We start from the raw sequence: 18,065 nt of genomic DNA, 5'->3' as shown, positions 1-18,065 counted from the left end.
GCGCATCGATGCGCATCGCCGACGAATGTACCGTCAGCGCCCGGGGCGTGACAAGCGTCACGCCCCGGGCCTGGTCCGCACCGGGTGCCGGCAGGCTCGACGAGCGATCGTCAGGAGTGCGGCACCGTCGCGGTGATGAGGGTGCCGTCGTCCCGGCGGTTGCCGGACAGCGCCCGCAGGCTGGGCCGGCCGGGCCGCACCGGGCCCTGGCCGTCGAGCGGGACGACGACGGGCTCGCCGGCGGTGACCGCCACCTGCTCGCCCCGCACCAGGACCTTCGCGCCGTCGCCCGTCTCGGCGACGAGCTCGAGCTCGTCGGGACGCACCGTGACGCGCAGCCGCGACCCGTGCCACTGCACGCGGAACGTCAGCGCCTCCCAGCCCTGCGGCAGGCGCGGGTCGAACGACAGCACGCCGTCGTGGTCCCGCATGCCGCCGAAGCCGAACGCGAGCGCCGACCAGGTGCCGCCCGCGGACGCCACGTGCACGCCGTCGGCCGCGTTGTCGTGCAGGTTCGCCAGGTCCACGAGCAGCGAGGACACGAAGTACTCGAGCGCGAGCTCGTGGTACCCGACCTCCGCCGCGACGATCGACTGCACCACGCCCGACAGCGTCGAGTCACCGGTGGTCAGCGGGTCGTAGTACTCGAAGTCGGCCAGCTTCTGCTCGGCCGAGAAGTGCTGCCCCTGCAGGAACAGCGCGAGCACCACGTCCGCCTGCTTGAGCACCTGGTACCGGTAGATCACCAGCGGGTGGTAGTGCAGCAGCAGCGGGCGCTTGGTCACCGGCGTCGCGGCCAGGTCCCAGATCTCCCGCTCGAGGAAGTGGGAGTCCTGGGGGTGGATGCCGATGCTGTCCGCGTACGGGATGGACATGTGGTCCGCGGCCCGGGTCCACTCGGTGGTCTCGTGCACGCCCAGGGACAGGCGGTCCGCGAGACGCTCGTAGTCCTCCGGGAACTCCTCGCGCATCGTCTCGACGACGAACGCCGCGGCACGCAGGTTGAACCGCGCCATGACGTTGGTGAACAGGTTGTCGTTCACCACGGTCGTGTACTCGTCGGGGCCGGTCACGCCGTGGATGTGGAAGTTGTCGTCGCCGTTGGCGCGCCAGAAGCCGAGGTCCTCCCACATGCGCGCCGTCTCGACGAGGACGTCCACCGCCTCGCGGCGCAGGAAGTCCGTGTCGCCCGTGGCGCGCACGTACTGCACCAGGGCGAAGCTGATGTCCGCGTCGATGTGGTACTGCGCGGTGCCGGCCGCGTAGTACGCCGACGCCTCCTCGCCGTTGATGGTGCGCCACGGGAACAGGGCGCCCTTCTGCGACAGCTCCTTGGCGCGGCGTCGTGCGGCGTCGAGCATCTGGTAACGGAAGCGCAGGGCGTTGCGGGCGTACCGCGGGCTCGTGTAGGTGAGGAACGGGAGCACGTAGATCTCGGTGTCCCAGAAGTAGTGCCCCGAGTACCCGCTGCCGGTCAGGCCCTTGGCGGGGACGCCGGACCCCTCGGCCCGCGCGGTCGCCTGGGCGAGCTGGAACAGGTTCCACCGCACCGCCTGCTGGATCTCCGGGCGGCCCGAGATCTCGACGTCCGACCGCGCCCAGAAGTCGTCCAGCCAGGTGCGCTGATGGGTGAACTGCTCCTCGATGCCGCCGGCGCGCACCCGGTCCAGGGTGCGCCGGCACCGGTCGACGAGCTCGCGCGTCGGGACGCCGCGGGACGTGTGGTACGTGACGACCTTGGTGAGGCGGATCGTGTGCCCCGCCTTCGCGTCGACGCGGAACACGTGCTTCGCGAGGTCGTCGTCCACCTGCGTGCGCACGTCCCAGTCGTCCACGGTCTCGAGGCGGTGGTCCGCCGCGACGGCGAGCGTCATGCCCGAGTTCGTGGACCGGTAGGACAGCACGAGCCGCTCGTCGTCGCCCCAGCGCGTCTGCGGCTGCAGCACCCGGCCGGCGAACGCCTCCGCCTTGCGCGGGTCGAAGCCCTCCCCCAGCGACGCGGCGGGCACGTGGTACTCGTCCTGGCCGTCCTGCCGGTTGAGGATCTGCGACGAGATGGCCACGGGTCCGTCGGCGTCCAGCAGCGTGACCTCGAACGTCATGACGCCCAGGTGCCGCTCGACGAACGACACCATGCGCTGCGAGGTCACCTTGACCCGCTTGCCCGACGGCGTGCGCCACAGGATCTCGCGCCGCAGCACGCCGTCGCGCATGTCGAGCGCGCGCTCGTAGTCGACGAGGTCCGCGACCGGCAGCAGCAGCGGCTCGTCGTCCACGTACAGCCGGATCACCTTGGTGTCCGGCGCGTTGACGATGGTCTGGCCCACCTTGGCGAAGCCGTACGCCTCCTCGGCGTGCCGGATGGGCCACGTCTCGTGGAAGCCGTTGACGAACGTGCCGTGCGAGTGGGACTCGCGGCCCTCCTCGACGTTGCCGCGCATCCCGAGGTAGCCGTTCCCCACCGCGAAGAGGGACTCGGTGACACCGAGGTCCTCCGCGGAGAACTCGGCCTCCACGAGGCGCCACGGCTCGGCGGGGAAACGCAGGTGGTCCACGGACCGCTGCTCGTCGGCGGTGCGGCGGATCATGCCCGCCCCTCCTGCCGGTCGGCGGGCGCGTCCAGGATCGAGGCGTCCAGCTCGCCCAGGTCGGCGACCACGCGGTCCGCGCCGTGCGCGGCGAGGGCGCGGGCCCCGACGCCGCGGTCGACGCCGAGCACCAGGCCGAACGGCCCGGCCGCGCCGGCCTGCACGCCCGACAGGGCGTCCTCGACGACGACCGCCTCCGCGGCCGGGACGCCGAGCAGCTCGGCGGCCCGCAGGTACGTGTCGGGCGCGGGCTTGCCCGCCAGGTGCTCGCGCGCGGCGACGTTGCCGTCCACGACGACCCCGAACCGCTCGGTCAGCCCCGCCGCGGCGAGCACGGCGGGCGTGTTGCGCGACGAGGACACGACGGCGACCTGCGCGCCCGCGGCGGTCACGGCGTCGAGGAAGCGCACCGAGCCCGGGTACGGGGCGATGCCCTCCTCGTCGAACATGCGGTTGACGATCGCGTCCTTGCGGTTGCCGAGGGCGCTCACGGTGTCCTCCCCGGGCGCGTCGTCGGCGGTGCCGCGCGGCAGCTCGACGCCGCGCGACGCGAGGAACGTCGCCACGCCGTCGTAGCGCGGCTTGCCGTCGATGTGCGCGAAGTAGTCCGCGGACGTGTACGGCGCGAGGCCGCGGGCCTCGCACCACGGCGCGAACAGGCGCTCCCACGCCCGCATGTGCACCTCGGCGGTCGGGGTGAGCACGCCGTCGAGGTCGAACAGCACGGCTCGGAGGCTGGTCACGGGAGTCCTTCGCGGGTCGGGGTCGGGTCGGGCACCGTGCCCCCTGCGGGCCGACGCCGAGGTTCAGCCTACGCAGTCACCGGGGTGCACCGGGAGCACGCGCCGCGCCTCGGTGAGATCTTCGCGGATCGGTCCCTCGACCGCCCCCGATCCGTCCCGCACGCAGGGCCGGCTCAGGACGCCGCGCGCTCCGCGAGCGCCTCCGCCACCCGCCCGAGGTTCGCCAGCTCCGCGCGATGGGTGTCGACGTCGGCGAGGCTCCGTCGGGGCGCCGCGAGCAGCGTCACGTCGGCCAGCCCGGCCGCGGGCAGCCCGATGCGGCGCCACGGCTCGGCGACCAGGCGGACCAGCTCGCCGAGCTGCGGCCCGGAGCACTGCGAGACGGTGGCGGGCGGCAGCCCGGCCCACAGGCCCATGCCCCGCTCGGTGGCGCGGGCGAGCAGCTCCCAGGCGCGCTCGTTCCAGCCCGCCGACTCCCCCGCGCCGCCGACGTCGGCGAGGTCCAGCCCGACGGCGTCCGCCCCCGCGAGCGCGACGGGCGGCACGCCCACCCAGGTGGCGCCGAGGTGCACGACGACGCGGGCGCCGGCGTCGTGGGCGGCGTCGACGACGGGCCGCAGCCCCTCGACGACGTCGGGCCCGGGCACGGCCCGGAGCCGGGAGTAGCCGGAGAAGCTGGGCAGCACGCCCGCGTGCACCTGTCCCAGCAGCGGCTCGGTGAGCTGCACGACCGGCGTCGCGCCGGGGACCTGGGCCCGCACGTCCGCCAGGTGCCGGCGCACCGCCTCGGACAGCGCGAGCGACAGGTCGCGGCGGGCGCCGACGTCGGCGAGCACCCGGTCGCCGCGCGCGGACCACAGCTGCGCGGCGAGGGTCCACGGGCCCGTGAGCTCGACGGCGAGCGGGCCGTCGTGGCCGACGGCCGCGACCGCCAGCGCGGACAGGTCCTCCCGCAGCAGGGACTCCGCGCGGCGCAGGTCGGCGCCGGGGTGGTCGGTGAGCTTCCAGCCGTGCGGGCCCAGCTCGACCGGCATCTCCGCCAGCAGCGACGCCGTCCGACCGACGGCGTCGGCCCCCGGCCCGCGACCGGTGAGCTGGGCGAGGAACGGCACAGGATCGACGCCGGTGGGCGACGACGCCAGGTCGTCGAGCACGGTCTGCTGCGCCACGAGCTCGTCGCGCACGCCGCCGGGCCAGGGTCCGTGCCCGGAGACCGCGGTCACGCGTCCGCCCCCGCCCCGGCCGGTCGTCCGTCCACGACGTCCACCACGCTGTCACCCGATGTCACCCGATGTCACCTCTCCCACCCCGTCATGCAGCGGCCCACCGCCGCTCTCGAAGGGTAGGAGCACGGTAACGGTCCGACGAAGGAGTCCCGATGTCCGTCATCCTCGACCAGGCGCCCGCCGCACCCGCGGGCCGGGCCTCCGCGTCACCGCTCGCGCAACCCGCGGGCGGGTCACGGGCCGTGCTGTCCACCCCGCGGGCGGTCGCGACGCGCGTGCACGCCAACGCGATGCCGTCGGGCGCGGAGGCGGTGCTGCGACGCCAGCTCGCGCCCGGCTTCCGCAACCACGACGTGCTGCCGGGCTGCGCCGGCGGGCCCGACGCGCTGGTGGCGACCATGCACTGGTTCCACGACGCCTTCGACGAGCAGCGGGTCGAGGTGCTGCACGCCGTCACGGAGGGTGACCTGGTGGCCCTGCACGTCGCGTTCAGCGCCCTGCACTCGGGGTTCTTCCTCGGCGTCGCGCCGTCGCACCGGCGCTTCACCGTGCGCGAGATGCACCTGGTCCGCGTCGCCGACGGGCTCGAGGCCGAGCACTGGGTGATGCGCGACCAGGTGTGGTGGGAGCACGAGCTGCGCCGCTGACCGGAGCCGCCGCACGTCGGGCCGTCCGGCTACCCGTGGGAGACTGCGCCCATGCGGATCACCGTGCGCAACGCCCGTTTCCAGCAGCTGCAGACGCTGCTCACGAACCGCACCAAGCGTGGCCGCGCCGGGGAGTTCCTGGTGCAGGGCGTGCGCCCGATCACGATGGCCGTCGAGCACGGCTGGCAGGTGCGCACGCTGCTGCACGAGACGGACCGCCGGCTGTCGTCGTGGGCCCAGGAGATGCTGCAGGCGACGGGCGCCGAGACGATCGCGATGTCCCCCGACCTGCTCGCCGAGCTCGCCGAGAAGGACGAGGGCGCCAGCGAGCTGCTGGCGGTCGTCGCGATGCCGGACGACGACCTGGCGCGCGTCCCGGTCGGGCCGGCGTTCCTGGGCGTCGTCTTCGACCGGCCCACCCAGCCGGGCAACATCGGCGCGGTGGTGCGCTCCGCCGACGCGTTCGGCGCCGACGGGCTCGTCGTCACCGGCCACGCCGCCGACCCGTACGACCCGAAGGCCGTGCGCGCGACGACCGGCTCCCTGTTCGCGCTGCCCGTGGTGCGGGCGGCCTCGCACGGCGAGGTCATGGACTGGGTGGGTGCGCACCGCGCCGCCGGGCGCCCGGTGACCGTCGTCGCGACCGACGAGGACGGCGACGCCGCCCCCGCCGACGTCGACCTCACCGGCCCGGTGCTGCTCGCCGTCGGCAACGAGACGGCCGGGCTGTCGAGGGGGTGGCGCGAGGCCGCCGACGTCACCGTCGCGATCCCCATGGCCGGGTCGGCCAGCTCGCTCAACGCGTCCAACGCCGCGTCGATCGTGCTGTACGAGGCGCACCGGCAGCGGCTCGCCCGGGGCTGACGCCCGCCCCTGACGCCCGCCCCCGCCCACCGGGCGGTCAGGGGCGCACGACGGCGCGGCAGCTGCGCAGGAACGAGTCGGCCACCCGGGCGGGGTCCCCGAGGTAGCCCGCGACCATGACACCGTCGCGCAGGAGCATGAGGTCCTCGGCGACGGCGGCGGGGTCGGCCGGGGCGAGCGGGGCGACCAGCCGCGCGAAGGCGTCCTCCCACCACCGGCGGTGGGCGTCGACCGCCTGGCGGACGGGGCTGGCGGCGTCGGGGTACTCCGCGGCGGCGTTGATGAACGGGCAGCCGCGGAACCCGGGGCTGCACGCGACGGCCCCGGTGCCCTCGGCGAGGAGGCGCAGCGTCGCGTCGACGTCGCCGGCCCCCTGCGCGACGGCGGCGTCGACCCCGTCGCGCTCGAGCGCCGCACGGTGCTCGAGGTAGGCGACCACGAGGTCGTCCTTGCTCTTGAAGTGCCGGTAGAAGGTCACCTTCGTGGTCCCGGCACGGTCGATGACCTTGTCGACGCTCACGGCCCGCAGCCCGTGCGCGTAGAACAGCTCGTTCGCCGCCTCGATCAGACGCTCTCGCACGGACCCCTGCACGGTCGCGATCATACGTGCCCTCCTTGCCCGGCCAGCGGCCTTCCTCTTGCGCTCGACGCCCCGCCGTGTGTACGGTCCCGCTTCGGTAGAGTGACTAGTCAGTCTACCTCCGTCCGTCCTCAAAGGAATGAGCCCATGACCACCACCGTGGAACCCCCCACCGCCACCGCCACCGCCACCGCCACCGCCCTGCGGAACCTCTACCTCGTCCGGTTCGGCTTCGCCGTCGTCTGGGCGGTGCTGCTGTTCGTCACCGCGTCGAGCATCGGCCCGGTGAGCACGGCGCTGCTCGTGCTGTACCCGCTGTTCGACGTCGCCGCGGCGGTCGTGGACCTGCGGGCCTCGAAGGCCGCGCGCCCCGCCGTCGGCCTCCGGGTGAACGTCGTCCTCAGCCTGCTGACCGCCGTCGCCCTCGGCTTCGCCGTCACCTCCGGCATCCCCGCCGTGCTGCGTGTCTGGGGTGCCTGGGCGATCACCGCCGGGATCGTGCAGCTCGTCGTCGCCGTCCGGCGCTACCGGCTCGGCGGCCAGTGGGCCATGATCCTCAGCGGCGGCATCTCCGTGCTCGCCGGCGGCGGGTTCGTCATGATGGCCGGCGGCCCGGACGCGGCGCTGACCTCGCTCGCCGGGTACGCCACGCTCGGCGGCGTCTTCTTCCTCGCTTCCGCCCTCCGGCTCCACCGCGTCGCGCGGGCCGCACGATGACCGCGGCGTACGACGTCGTCGTCATCGGCGCCGGTCCGGTCGGGGAGAACGTCGCCGACCGGGTGGTGCAGGGCGGCCTCACGGCGGTGGTCGTGGAGCGCGAGCTCGTCGGCGGGGAGTGCTCCTACTGGGCCTGCATGCCGACCAAGGCGCTCCTGCGCGACGCCGCCGCGCTGCGCGCCGCCCGGAGCCTGCCCGGCGCCCGCGCGGCCGTGACAGGCGAGCTCGACACCACGGCCGTGCTACGGCGTCGCGACGAGTTCGCCGCCCGGTGGGACGACGGCGGCCAGGTCGCCTGGCTGGAGCAGGCCGGGATCGACCTCGTCCGCGGCACCGGGCGGGTCGCCGGCACGCGCACCGTCGAGGTGACCGGCGCCGACGGGTCCACGGCCACCCTCGAGGCGCGGCACGCCGTGGTGGTCGCCACAGGCAGCGGCGCCCGGCTCACGGAGATCCCCGGGCTGGCCGACGCCGCCCCGTGGACCAGCAGGGAGGCCGCCGCGGCGCAGGCCGTGCCCGCGCGGCTCGCGATCGTCGGCGGCGGCGTCGTCGGCGCCGAGATGGCGACGGCGTACGCGGCCCTCGGGGCACAGGTCACCCTCGTGGCCCGGGACGGGCTGCTGCCCGCCGTGGAGCCGTTCGCGAGCGACCTCGTGGCCCGGTCGCTGAAGGCGGCCGGCGTCGTGCAGCACCTGCGGACCGAGCCCGAGAGCGTCCACCGCGACGAGCAGGGGGTGGTGCGCCTCGTCCTCGCGGACGGTACCGCGGTCGAGGCCGACGAGGTGCTGGTCGCGACGGGTCGCCGGCCGAACACCGGCGACCTCGGCCTGGACCGGCTCGGGCTCGTCCCCGGCGGCTGGCTGCGCGTGGACGACTCCCTGCGCGTCCTCGACCCGGACGGCGCGCCGGTGGCCGACGGACGGCTCTACGCCGCGGGCGACGTCAACCGTCGCGCGCTCCTGACGCACCAGGGCAAGTACCAGGCCCGGGCCGTCGGCAACACGATCGTCGCCCGCGCACGGGGCGCCGCCGTCGACCTGTCCCCCTGGGGCCGGCACGCGGCCACGGCCGACGAGCGCGCCGTGCCGCAGGTGATCTTCACCGACCCGGAGATCGCCACGGTCGGCCACACCGCGGCCTCGGCCGCGGCCGCGGGGCTGCGCGTCCGCGCCGTCGAGCACGACCTGGGGTCCGTCGCCGGCGCGGCCCTGCACGCCGACGGGTACGCGGGGCGGGCCGCCATGGTCGTCGACGAGGACCGGCGGGTGCTCGTCGGCTTCACCGCGGCCGGGCCGGACGTCGGCGAGCTGCTGCACGCCGCGACGGTCGCCGTCGCCGCCGAGGTGCCGATCGACCGGCTGTGGCACGCGGTCCCCGCCTACCCGACCGTCAGCGAGATCTGGCTGCGGCTCCTCGAGGCGTACGGGCGGGACGCGGTCCCGGCGGTCTCGGCGGCCTAGCCGCGCCAGGCGTCGGCCACGGTCGCCTGGCCGAGCACCTGGGTGCCGCGGTAGACGACGACCGACTGGCCGGCGGCGACGCCGCGCAGCGGGCGGCCGGTGAGGTGCAGCTCCATGCCGGGCGCGCCGTCGTCGGCCACCGCCCCGTCCCGGCCCGGCGTGCCGGTGGTCGCGCGCACCCGCGCGGGGACCGGCGCGCCGTGGGCGCGGACCTGCACCTCGACGTCGTCGACCCAGGCGGCGGGCGGCGGGGCGAGCCAGACGGCCTTCCCGGCGGCGACCCGGTCCACGCTCAGCAGCTCGGCCGGGCCCACGACGACGGTGTTGGTCGACGTCTGCACGTCCACGACGTACCGCGCGCGCCCGTCGGCGGCGGGGGTGCCGAGTCCGAGCCCCTTGCGCTGGCCGACCGTGAACGCGTACGCGCCGTCGTGCTCCCCGACGACGGCGCCGTCGGTGTCCACGACCTCCCCCGGGCGCGAGCCGAGCCGGTCGCGCAGGAAACCGCGGGTGTCGCCGTCGGCCACGAAGCAGATGTCGTAGGAGTCGGGCTTGGCGCTCACGGACAGGCCGCGGCGCTCGGCCTCCGCGCGCACCTCGGCCTTGGAGGCGAAGCCGCCGAGCGGGAACATCGCGCGCGCCAGCCGCTCCGGGCCCATCACGGCCAGCACGTACGACTGGTCCTTCTCGTCGTTCGGCGACCGGTGCAGCTCGCGGGTCACCGTGCCGTCGGGGGCCTCGTGCGTCACGACCCGCGCGTAGTGGCCGGTCGCGACGGCGTCGAAGCCGAGGGCCGTGGCCTTGTCGAGCAGGGCCTCGAACTTGATGTGCTCGTTGCAGCGCACGCACGGGTTCGGGGTGCGGCCCGCCTCGTACTCCGACAGGAAGTCCGCGACGACCGTCTCCTCGAACCGCTCGGACAGGTCCCACACGTAGTACGGGATGCCGAGCACGTCCGCGGCCCGGCGCGCGTCGCCGGCGTCCTCGATGGAGCAGCAGCCGCGCGAGCCCGTGCGGAACTGGTCGCGGTTGCGGCTCAGCGCCATGTGCACGCCGACGACCTCGTGGCCCGCCTCCACGGCGAGCGCCGCGGCCACGGCCGAGTCCACGCCGCCCGACATGGCGGCCAGCACCCTCATGCCGTGCCCCCCGCGCCGGCCGGCGCGGAGACCAGCCCGGCCGCGCGCGCCCGCTGGACCACCTGGGGCAGCGCGGCGACGAGGCGCTCGACGTCGTCGGCGGTCGACGTCGCGCCGAGCGAGAAGCGCAGGGCGCCGCGCGCGTCGAGCTCCGGCACGCCCATCGCGAGCAGCACGTGCGACGGCTGCGGCACGCCCGCCTGGCAGGCGGACCCGGTGGAGGCCTGCACGCCCGCGGAGTCCAGCAGGTAGAGCAGCGAGTCGCCCTCGGCGCCGGGGAAGGTGAAGTGCGCGTTGCCGGGCAGCCGGGCGGCGGCGCCGTCGTCCGAGCCCGGGTCGGGCCCGCGGAGCACCGCCTCCGGGTCCGCGGCGCGCACGCCGGCGACGAGCCGGTCGCGCAGGGCGCTCAGGGCCGCGGCGCGCTCGTGCCGCGCGGCGACGGTCTCCGCCAGCGCGACGGCGAACGACCGGATCCCGGGCACGTCGAGGGTGCCGGAGCGCACCCCGCGCTCCTGGCCCCCGCCGTGCAGCACCGCCTCGAGCGGCAGGTCGCGGCGGGCGAGCAGCGCGCCCACGCCGAGCGGGCCGCCCAGCTTGTGCGCGGTCACCGTCATGGCGTCCACGCCGGAGGCCGCGAAGTCGACCTCGACCTGGCCCACGGCCTGCACCGCGTCCGTGTGCACGGGCACCCCGTGCTGGTGCGCGAGCCGGACGACGTCGCGCACCGGCTGCAGCGTGCCCACCTCGTTGTTGGCCCACATCACCGAGACGAGCGCGACCTCGTCGCCGTGCTCCGTCAGCTCGGCGCGCAGGGCCGCGAGGTCCACGCGGCCGTCGCCGTCCACCGGCAGCAGGACGATCTCCGCGCCCGCGTGCCCCGCGAGCCAGAACGCCGGGTCGAGCACCGCGTGGTGCTCGACGGCGGAGACCAGCACGCGGGTGCGGCGCGCGTCGGTGCGGCGCCGGCCCCAGAAGATCCCCTTGATGGCGAGGTTGTCGGACTCCGTGCCGCCACCGGTGAAGATCACCTCGCTGGGCCGGGCGCCCAGCGACGCCGCGACGGACTCGCGCGACTCCTCGACGGCCCGGCGGGCCGCCCGCCCCGCGGAGTGCAGCGAGCTCGCGTTGCCGGTCCGGCCGGCCTCCGCGACGTACGCCTCGAGCGCCGCCCGCGACATGGGGGTCGTGGCGGCGTGGTCGAGGTAGGCGCCCGCGGGAGCCTCGGGGGTGGTCACGGTCCCCCAGTCTACGAACTGTTCCCCCGGGCTCCGCGAGGGGGCCCGAGTCACCACGAGGTGGTCCGAGTCACCACGAGGTGGTCCGCCCGTGCCGAGGTGGTCCGTGCCCCCGCGAGGTAGTTCGAGAACCGCGAGGTAGTCCAGCTCTCGCCGAGGTAGTGGTCTGGTCCACTACCTCGGCGAGACCGGAACTACCTCGGCGAGACCGGAACTACCTCGGCGAGACCGGAACTACCTCGGCGAGACCGGAACTACCTCGCGGTCAGCGGTGGCGGGGCCAGGGGAACGGGCCGGGGCCGTCCCAGCCGTCGCCCTCGCCGTTCCCGTGACCGTTGCCGTTCCCGTGACCGTTGCCGTTCCCGTGACCGTTGCCGTTGCCCTGGCCCGGGTGCTCGCCGCGGCCGGCCTTGTAGACCTGGATCGTGGACGGCCGCGGGCCGCGCCACGCGCCGGCCGGAGCCCGCTCGCCCTCGGCGAGGTAGTCCGGGAAGTAGGAGTTCTGGGCGGCGGTGCTGCCGTTCTCGCCCGGGTGCTGGACGTTGACGTAGACCATCGCGTCGCGGGAGTCCACGACCGGCCCGCACGTCTCGGCCTCTCGCGGCACCGACAGGAACTGCTCGACGCGTCCCCGCTGGCGCCCGGTGAGCGTGACCTTGAACAGCCCGTCGCACTTCTGGATCGTCGACGGCGCGCCGTCGGTGGAGATCCACAGGTTGCCCTCGGCGTCGAACGCGAGGTTGTCCGGGCACGAGATCGGGGACACCTTGTCGGCGGGGAAGCCGGAGAAGTACGTCGAGTCGTTCACGGACGGGTCGCCCGCGACGAGCAGCAGGTTCCACGTGAACGTGGTGGCGGTCTGGTCGCCGCGGTCCTCGATGATCTCCACGACGTGGCCGTCGCGGTTGGTGGTGCGCGGGTTGGGCTCGGTGGCGCCCTCCTTGCCCTCCTTGCCGCGGTCGGTGTTGTTGGTGCACGCCACGTAGATGCGGCCGGTGAGCGGGTTGGGCTCCACGTCCTCCGGACGGTCCATCTTGGTGGCGCCGACGGCGTCCGCGGCCAGCCGCGTGAAGACGAGCACCTCCTCCGTGGTCATGCCCGGCACCTGCGACTCGCCGTCCTTGACCAGCGCCACCCACTCGCCCGTGCCGTCGAAGGCGCCGTCGGACGGGACCGCGCCCGTGCCGTCGATCTCGGACGCCGGGGAGTCGCCCCGGAACCGCGCGACGTACAGGTCGCCCTCGGAGAGCAGGGTCTTGTTGTGCCGGCGCGCCCCGCGGCTGCTGCCCTCGCGGAAGCGGTTCTTCGACACGAACTTGTACACGTAGTCGAAGCGCTCGTCGTCGCCCATGTACGCCACGGCGTGGCCGCGCTTCGACAGGATGACGTTGGCTCCCTCGTGCTTGAAGCGGCCCATCGCCGTGTGCTTCACCGGCGCCTCGTCGGGCTCGTACGGGTCCACCTCGACGATCCAGCCGAAGCGGTGGCTCTCGTACTCGTAGCCGGGGTTGCGACCGTCGAACCGCGGGTCGTCGAGCTCCCAGCCGTAGCTGGTCGCCTTGTCGGCCAGGCCGTACCGGGCGTCCCGCGGGTCCTTGCCGCTGACGCGGAAGTTGGCGTTGTAGTTCTCCTCGCCGGAGACGACCGTGCCCCACGGCGTGGTGCCGCCCGCGCAGTTGTTGAGGGTGCCGCGCACGCGGGTGCCGCTCGGGTCCTCGACCGTCTTCATCAGGTAGGAGCCTGCCGCCGGGCCGTCCACCCGGAACTCGGTCTCCACCGTGATGCGGCGGTTGTAGCGGCTGATCCGCGAGTACGTCCACGGCGAGCCCTCGCGGTCGCGACGCACCTCGACGACCGACAGCCCCCAGGCGGCGCGCTCGATCGCGCGCCGCGTGGCCGCGTCGTACGACGCGTCGAACATGATCCCGGCGTTGGTGTACTCGTGGTTGCTCACGAGCAGCCCGCGCGTGCCGCGCTTCGTCTTGCCGCCGCGGGGGCGGACGTCGTCCGGGTCGGCCGGCAGGATGTCGAGGTAGTCGACGTTGTAGCCGAACTGCTTGGCCTGCTGCTCCGGCGTCTGGTTCGCCGCGTCGAACGCGCGGCCGCCGGGCAGGATCGGGTCGCCCCAGCGGATGATCGGCGACCACTCGTACCCCTCGGGCACGACGAAGGCGTCCACGCCGGCGTCCTGCGGCACGATGGCGCCGAAGGCGAGGCCCTTGCCGGAGCCGCGGCCCGCGGCAGCTCCGGAAGGCGTGACGGCGCCCGCGCCGGGCGCGCCGGCGACCTGCGCGCCGACGACGACGGTGGCGGCCGCGGCGGCGAGGCCGCCGAGCATGACGCGGCGGGACAGGGCCCGCGCCGCGACGTCGCGGAAGTACTCGTTGGCGGACTCGTTGGGCGCGGGGTGCGAGCACGCGTCGGCGCACTTGAGCCGGCACGTGACCGCGCTGCGCTTGCCGCGGGCGTAGTGGGGGGTGTGAGGCGTGGCCGCGAGCTCCAGCAGCGGGCGCGACTCGGGGGCGATCGTCATCGGTGGCACTCCTGAGATAGGGCGGTGACGGGACCGGGGGTGACGAGCCCGACGGTAGGGAGCACCGATGGCGTCACGTCGTCGTGACACCGACCCTCAGGTGAACAGCAGGTGACCTGCTGGCTCGTCGCCGTCGCGGCCTCTCCGCGACGAGTCAGCCGAGCGAGGCGACCCACTCCGACGTGCCGTCGTCGAAGCCCTGCTCCTTCCAGATCGGCACCTGGGCCTTGAGCTCCTCGACCAGGTCCGACGCGGCGATGAACGCCGCCTGCCGGTGCCCCGCGGCCACGGCCGCCACCACCGCGACGTCGCCGATCCTCAGGTCGCCCGTGCGGTGCACGACGGCGACGCGGACGCGGTCCCCCGTCGCCGCGGCCGTGCGGTGCGCGACGCGCTCCGCCACCGTCCGCAGCACCGTCGCGGCGTCCGGGTGCGCCTCGTAGTGCAGGTGCGCGACGCCGCGACCGCCGTCGTGGTCACGGACGTACCCGGTGAACGTCGCCACCGCGCCGCACGCGTCGTCGCGCACCAGCGCGCTCAGCTCCGCGAGCAGCGGGTCCAGGGGCGCGTCGACGACGTCGGCGCGCAGCACGGCGACATCCGCGGGCGCGTCAGGCTCCTGGCCCACCGGCGTGGGATGGTCGCCGCCCGCGAGCTGGTCGACGGCGTGGGTGAGCACCTCGGCGAGCGCGTCGAGGCCGTCGGTCACGCCGCCGACGGAGCCGGGCAGGTTGACGACCAACGTGCGGCCGGCCACCCCGGCCAGGCCGCGGGACAGGGCCGCCGCCGGGACGGCCCGCTTCGTGGGATCGGTGGGCGCGAGCGAGCGCGTGCGGACGAGCTCGGCGATCCCCGGCACCTCGCGGTCCAGGACGGCGCGCGTCGCCTCGGGGGTGCGGTCGCGCGGGCCGAGCCCCGTGCCCCCGCTGGTGACGATCAGGTGCGGCACGTCGTCGGGGGCAGCGACCAGCAGGTCGGCCAACGCCTCCCGCACGGGCTCGCCGTCGGGCACGACGACGGGCGGCGACGTGCGCCAGCCGCGGGCCGCGAACCACGTGACGGCCGCCGGGCCCGACCGATCCTCGTACTCCCCCGCCGCGGCCCGGTCGGAGGCGACGACGACGGCGACGCGGCGCTCGGGGTGCCTGCCGCCGTGCCCCTCGTGGCGCTCGCGCGTGCCGGTCATGCGTCCTGCCCGTGCGTCTCGGAGGACGTCGCCGGGCGCGACCAGTCGCCGGACTTGCCGCCCGACTTGGCCACCACCTGCACGTCCGTGAGCACGGCCGCCTTGTCGACCGCCTTGATCATGTCGTAGAGCGTCAGCCCGGCGACGGTGACCGCCGTGAGCGCCTCCATCTCGACGCCGGTGCGGCCGGTGGTGCGCACGGTCGCGGTGATCGCCACCGTGCCGGAGCCGTCGGAGGCGGGCACGACGTCGATCTCCACGCCGGAGATCGGCAGCGGGTGGCACAGCGGCACGAGGTCCGGGGTGCGCTTCGCGCCCAGGATCCCCGCGATGCGGGCGGTGGCGATCGCCTCGCCCTTCGGCAGGTCGCCCGACGCGATCCGCGCGACGACGTCGGCCCGCGTGCGCAGCACCCCGGCCGCGGTGGCCTCGCGCTTCGTCACGTCCTTGGCGGAGACGTCGACCATGTGCGCCGCGCCGTCGGCACGGTAGTGGGTCAGGCCCCGCGTCGGGTCGGCCGGGTCGGTCGAGGGATCGGTCAACGGAGCTCCTGGTAGTCGACGGGGTCGCCGGCGTCGAGGTGCGCGACGCCGGGCGGCACGTGCACGAGGACCGTCGCGGCGGCGAGGTGGGTCAGCAGGTGCGAGCCGGGGCCGCCGGTCATGCGCACGCGACCGTCGGCGTCGAGCTCGCCCCGCCGCACCTGGTGCAGCGCGGGGGGTGAGTCGAGCGGCTCGGCGAGGGCTGCGCGACCGGTGGCCCGGCGGGCGGGCGCCGCGCCCGTCGCCGCGGCGAGCACCGGGCGCAGGAACAGCTCGAACGACACGTACGCGCTGACCGGGTTGCCGGGGAACGCGACGAGCGGCACGTCCTGCCCGGAGCCGAGGGTCACCGTGCCGAGGCCCTGCGGCCCGCCCGGCTGGACGGCGACGTGCCCGAACCAGGCGCCGGTGAGGGTCTGGCGCACCACCTCGTACGCCCCGGCGGAGACACCGCCGGTCGTCACGACGAGGGCCACGTCCCCCGGCGCGTCCGCGAGCACCCGGAGCAGCGCGTCGGGCCGGTCCGGCGCGACGCGGGTCGTGACGCGGGCGCCGGCCTGCCCGAGCGCGGCGGTGAGCGCGGCGCCGTTGGCGTCGTGCACCTGCGCCGGGCCGAGCGGCGCGCCCGCGGGGGCCAGCTCCGACCCGGTGGAGACGAGCAGCACGTGCGGCGGTGCGGCGACGTCGACGGTCGTGACGCCCGCGGCGACGAGCGCGCCGAGCTGGGGTGCGCCGAGCGGCGTCCCGGCAGCGACCAGCACGTCGCCCGCCGCGACGTCGGAGCCCGCGGCGCGCACGAACGTGCCCGGCGCGACGGGGGCGGCGAACCGGACCGTCGCGACGGTCTCCGGGTCCGGGAAGCGCGGCGGGTCGGCGTCCTCGATCCGCACGACGGCGTCGGCGCCGGCGGGCACCGGCGCCCCGGTCATCACGGGAGCCGCGGCGCCCGGCTCCAGCGCCGGCGGCTGCGTCCCGGCGGGGACGGGGGCGACGACGGGCAGCACCACAGGGTCGTCGACGGTCGCGCCGGCGAGGTCCGCGGCGCGCACGGCGTACCCGTCCATCTGGGAGTTGTCGAAGCCGGGCAGCGCGACGGCGGCCGTCGCGTCTCGCGCCAGCACCCGGGGCGAGAGCCCGGCGCCGGCGCCGACCTGCGTCAGCAGGGTCGAGATGTCGACCCGCGCGGACGCCCGCCCGCGCGCCGCCGCCAGCGCGGGCTCGACCAGCTCCGCCACCGCGGCGGCGTGGTCGGCCACCGACCGTCGCCGCGTCACGTCGTCATGCACGGGCGTCAGCCTATGTCCCCCGCCGCCCGTGGTCCCCGGCGAGCTCCGCCCCCGCAGCACTCCCCGCAGATGCGGGGCTATGCTTCCGATCGTGCCGCACATGCGAGTTTCGGAAGCGTCCGTGTACCTCGGTGTCAGCGACGACACGGTGCGCCGGTGGATCGATCGCGGGCTGCTCGGGTCCACGACGGACGCGTCGGGCCGCAAGGTCGTCGACGGGTACGAGGTGGCGATGGTCGCGCGCGAGCACGCGACCGTCCCGGCGCTGCCGGGCGGGATGAAGAGCTCGGCGCGCAACCGCTTCGTCGGGCTCGTCACGGACCTGCAGGTGGACACGGTGATGGCGCAGGTGGAGCTGCAGTGCGGCCCGTTCCGCGTGGTGTCGCTCATGAGCAGCGAGGCCGTGCGCGACCTCGGGCTGGAGCGCGGCTCCGTGGCGGTGGCGGTCATCAAGTCGACGACCGTCGTGATCGAGGCCGAGGCATGACCGGCCCCCGACCGAGGAGACGCATGAGGAAGCACATCGCCGCCGGGGTGGCGGCCCTGTCGATCGGCGCTGCCGTGACGGCGCTGGCGGGCTGCGGCACGACGGCGTCGGGGGACGACGGCGCGGAGGCCGGCACGACGACGCTCACGGTGTTCGCCGCCGCGTCGCTCAAGGGCTCGTTCGAGGACCTCGCCGAGCAGTTCGAGGCGGCCCACGAGGGCGTGGACGTGCAGCTGAGCTTCGCCGGGTCGTCGGACCTGGTGGCGCAGATCCAGCAGGGCGCGCCGGCCGACGTGTTCGCCTCGGCGGACACCGCGAACATGGACAAGCTGGTCGCCGACGACCTGGTCACGGACCCCCAGGACTTCGCCACCAACACGTTGGAGATCGCCGTCCCGCCGGGCAACCCGGCCGGTGTCGAGACGCTCGACGACCTGGCCGACCCCGCGGTGAAGCTGGTGCTCTGCGCGCCGGAGGTGCCGTGCGGGGCCGCCTCCGCGAAGGTCGCCGACGCCGCGGGGCTCGACCTGACGCCGGTGAGCGAGGAGCAGAGCGTCACCGACGTGCTCGGCAAGGTGACCGCGGGCGAGGCCGACGCCGGGCTGGTGTACGTCACGGACGTCGCCGCCGCGGGCGACGACGTCGAGGGCATCGAGTTCACCGAGTCCGCCGGCGCGGTGAACACCTACCCGATCGCGACGGTGGCCGACACCGACCACGCCGACCTCGCGCAGGAGTTCGTCGACCTCGTGCTGTCCGACGACGGGCAGCAGACGCTGTCCGGCTTCGGCTTCGCGGCACCCTGACCCCCCCTCGCGGCCCTGACACCTCC

General features: G+C 75.2%; 16 protein-coding genes. 6 read left to right on the top strand and 10 right to left on the bottom strand.

Annotated elements, in window-relative coordinates; genetic code table 11:
- Window positions 1-110: 110 nt before the first annotated feature.
- From ACFVS0_RS18395 to ACFVS0_RS18385, 3 genes are all read right to left on the bottom strand, one after another.
- Complete coding sequence (locus ACFVS0_RS18395; protein WP_430562851.1) at window positions 111-2,588, bottom strand: glycoside hydrolase family 65 protein; 2,478 nt, start codon at window positions 2,586-2,588, stop codon at window positions 111-113.
- Window positions 2,585-3,331, bottom strand: coding sequence for an HAD family hydrolase (locus ACFVS0_RS18390; RefSeq protein ID WP_430552082.1), 747 nt, complete (start codon window positions 3,329-3,331; stop codon window positions 2,585-2,587). The genes ACFVS0_RS18395 and ACFVS0_RS18390 overlap by 4 nt, the downstream gene beginning before the upstream one ends.
- 173 nt (window positions 3,332-3,504) lie before the next feature.
- Window positions 3,505-4,554 (bottom strand): hypothetical protein, encoded by a 1,050-nt coding sequence (locus ACFVS0_RS18385; RefSeq protein WP_430588768.1) that lies wholly within the window; start codon window positions 4,552-4,554, stop codon window positions 3,505-3,507.
- Window positions 4,555-4,709: 155 nt separating this feature from the next.
- On the opposite strand from ACFVS0_RS18385, the gene ACFVS0_RS18380 reads away from it, so the two are divergent.
- Window positions 4,710-5,204 carry an ester cyclase gene (locus ACFVS0_RS18380; RefSeq protein WP_430552080.1) on the top strand — a complete coding sequence of 165 codons (495 nt, stop codon included), beginning with the start codon at window positions 4,710-4,712 and terminating at the stop codon, window positions 5,202-5,204.
- Between the two features lie 51 nt (window positions 5,205-5,255).
- A complete protein-coding gene (locus tag ACFVS0_RS18375; protein ID WP_430552079.1) occupies window positions 5,256-6,068 on the top strand; it encodes a TrmH family RNA methyltransferase in 813 nt (270 codons plus the stop codon).
- 37 nt (window positions 6,069-6,105) lie between these two features.
- On the opposite strand, the gene ACFVS0_RS18370 is transcribed toward ACFVS0_RS18375, so the two are convergent.
- Complete coding sequence (locus tag ACFVS0_RS18370) at window positions 6,106-6,672, bottom strand: TetR/AcrR family transcriptional regulator (protein WP_430588767.1); 567 nt, start codon at window positions 6,670-6,672, stop codon at window positions 6,106-6,108.
- A 123-nt stretch (window positions 6,673-6,795) separates the two neighbouring features.
- On the opposite strand from ACFVS0_RS18370, the gene ACFVS0_RS18365 reads away from it, so the two are divergent.
- Entirely contained in the window at window positions 6,796-7,365 is a 570-nt protein-coding gene (locus ACFVS0_RS18365; protein WP_430588766.1) for a hypothetical protein, read from the top strand.
- Window positions 7,362-8,825: a dihydrolipoyl dehydrogenase family protein gene (locus ACFVS0_RS18360; RefSeq protein WP_430588765.1), complete on the top strand. Its 1,464-nt coding sequence runs from the start codon at window positions 7,362-7,364 to the stop codon at window positions 8,823-8,825. The genes ACFVS0_RS18365 and ACFVS0_RS18360 overlap by 4 nt, the downstream gene beginning before the upstream one ends.
- On the opposite strand, the gene mnmA is transcribed toward ACFVS0_RS18360, so the two are convergent.
- From mnmA to glp, 6 genes are all read right to left on the bottom strand, one after another.
- Window positions 8,822-9,964, bottom strand: coding sequence for a tRNA 2-thiouridine(34) synthase MnmA (mnmA, locus tag ACFVS0_RS18355; protein ID WP_430588764.1), 1,143 nt, complete (start codon window positions 9,962-9,964; stop codon window positions 8,822-8,824). The genes ACFVS0_RS18360 and mnmA overlap by 4 nt on opposite strands.
- Window positions 9,961-11,199, bottom strand: a complete 1,239-nt coding sequence (locus tag ACFVS0_RS18350; RefSeq protein ID WP_430588763.1) for a cysteine desulfurase family protein — start codon at window positions 11,197-11,199, stop codon at window positions 9,961-9,963. The genes mnmA and ACFVS0_RS18350 overlap by 4 nt, the downstream gene beginning before the upstream one ends.
- Before the next feature lie 265 nt (window positions 11,200-11,464).
- Complete coding sequence (locus ACFVS0_RS18345) at window positions 11,465-13,732, bottom strand: PhoX family protein (protein ID WP_430588762.1); 2,268 nt, start codon at window positions 13,730-13,732, stop codon at window positions 11,465-11,467.
- 154 nt (window positions 13,733-13,886) lie between these two features.
- On the bottom strand, window positions 13,887-14,918 hold the full coding sequence (locus ACFVS0_RS18340) for a molybdenum cofactor biosynthesis protein MoaE (protein ID WP_430588761.1): 1,032 nt from the start codon (window positions 14,916-14,918) through the stop codon (window positions 13,887-13,889).
- The gene (gene moaC / locus ACFVS0_RS18335) at window positions 14,915-15,385 is read right to left on the bottom strand and encodes a cyclic pyranopterin monophosphate synthase MoaC (protein ID WP_430562867.1); all 471 of its coding nucleotides are present in this window, start codon (window positions 15,383-15,385) and stop codon (window positions 14,915-14,917) included. The genes ACFVS0_RS18340 and moaC overlap by 4 nt, the downstream gene beginning before the upstream one ends.
- Before the next feature lie 71 nt (window positions 15,386-15,456).
- Window positions 15,457-16,746, bottom strand: a complete 1,290-nt coding sequence (glp, locus tag ACFVS0_RS18330) for a gephyrin-like molybdotransferase Glp (protein WP_430588760.1) — start codon at window positions 16,744-16,746, stop codon at window positions 15,457-15,459.
- A gap of 91 nt (window positions 16,747-16,837) precedes the next feature.
- Here glp and ACFVS0_RS18325 point away from each other — a divergent pair, with 91 nt between their 5' ends.
- The gene (locus ACFVS0_RS18325) at window positions 16,838-17,233 is read left to right on the top strand and encodes a TOBE domain-containing protein (protein ID WP_380241837.1); all 396 of its coding nucleotides are present in this window, start codon (window positions 16,838-16,840) and stop codon (window positions 17,231-17,233) included.
- Window positions 17,234-17,256: 23 nt separating this feature from the next.
- Complete coding sequence (gene modA / locus ACFVS0_RS18320) at window positions 17,257-18,039, top strand: molybdate ABC transporter substrate-binding protein (RefSeq protein WP_430588759.1); 783 nt, start codon at window positions 17,257-17,259, stop codon at window positions 18,037-18,039.
- Window positions 18,040-18,065 lie beyond the last annotated feature (26 nt).

It is taken from the genome of Isoptericola sp. NPDC058082, from assembly GCF_042885055.1.
Classification (GTDB): Bacteria; Actinomycetota; Actinomycetes; order Actinomycetales; family Cellulomonadaceae; genus Isoptericola.
This window is presented reverse-complemented; position numbering and strand designations above follow the sequence as displayed.

Bases quoted from the DNA above. Each gene is read 5' to 3' on its own strand.
- ACFVS0_RS18395 (WP_430562851.1), bottom strand. From the start codon at position 2,588: ATGATCCGCCGCACCGCCGACGAGCAGCGGTCCGTGGACCACCTGCGT.
- ACFVS0_RS18380 (WP_430552080.1), top strand. From the start codon at position 4,710: ATGTCCGTCATCCTCGACCAGGCGCCCGCCGCACCCGCGGGCCGGGCC.
- ACFVS0_RS18375 (WP_430552079.1), top strand. From the start codon at position 5,256: ATGCGGATCACCGTGCGCAACGCCCGTTTCCAGCAGCTGCAGACGCTG.
- ACFVS0_RS18370 (WP_430588767.1), bottom strand. From the start codon at position 6,672: ATGATCGCGACCGTGCAGGGGTCCGTGCGAGAGCGTCTGATCGAGGCG.
- ACFVS0_RS18365 (WP_430588766.1), top strand. From the start codon at position 6,796: ATGACCACCACCGTGGAACCCCCCACCGCCACCGCCACCGCCACCGCC.
- ACFVS0_RS18360 (WP_430588765.1), top strand. From the start codon at position 7,362: ATGACCGCGGCGTACGACGTCGTCGTCATCGGCGCCGGTCCGGTCGGG.
- mnmA (WP_430588764.1), bottom strand. From the start codon at position 9,964: ATGAGGGTGCTGGCCGCCATGTCGGGCGGCGTGGACTCGGCCGTGGCC.
- ACFVS0_RS18345 (WP_430588762.1), bottom strand. From the start codon at position 13,732: ATGACGATCGCCCCCGAGTCGCGCCCGCTGCTGGAGCTCGCGGCCACG.
- ACFVS0_RS18340 (WP_430588761.1), bottom strand. From the start codon at position 14,918: ATGACCGGCACGCGCGAGCGCCACGAGGGGCACGGCGGCAGGCACCCC.
- moaC (WP_430562867.1), bottom strand. From the start codon at position 15,385: ATGGTCGACGTCTCCGCCAAGGACGTGACGAAGCGCGAGGCCACCGCG.
- modA (WP_430588759.1), top strand. From the start codon at position 17,257: ATGAGGAAGCACATCGCCGCCGGGGTGGCGGCCCTGTCGATCGGCGCT.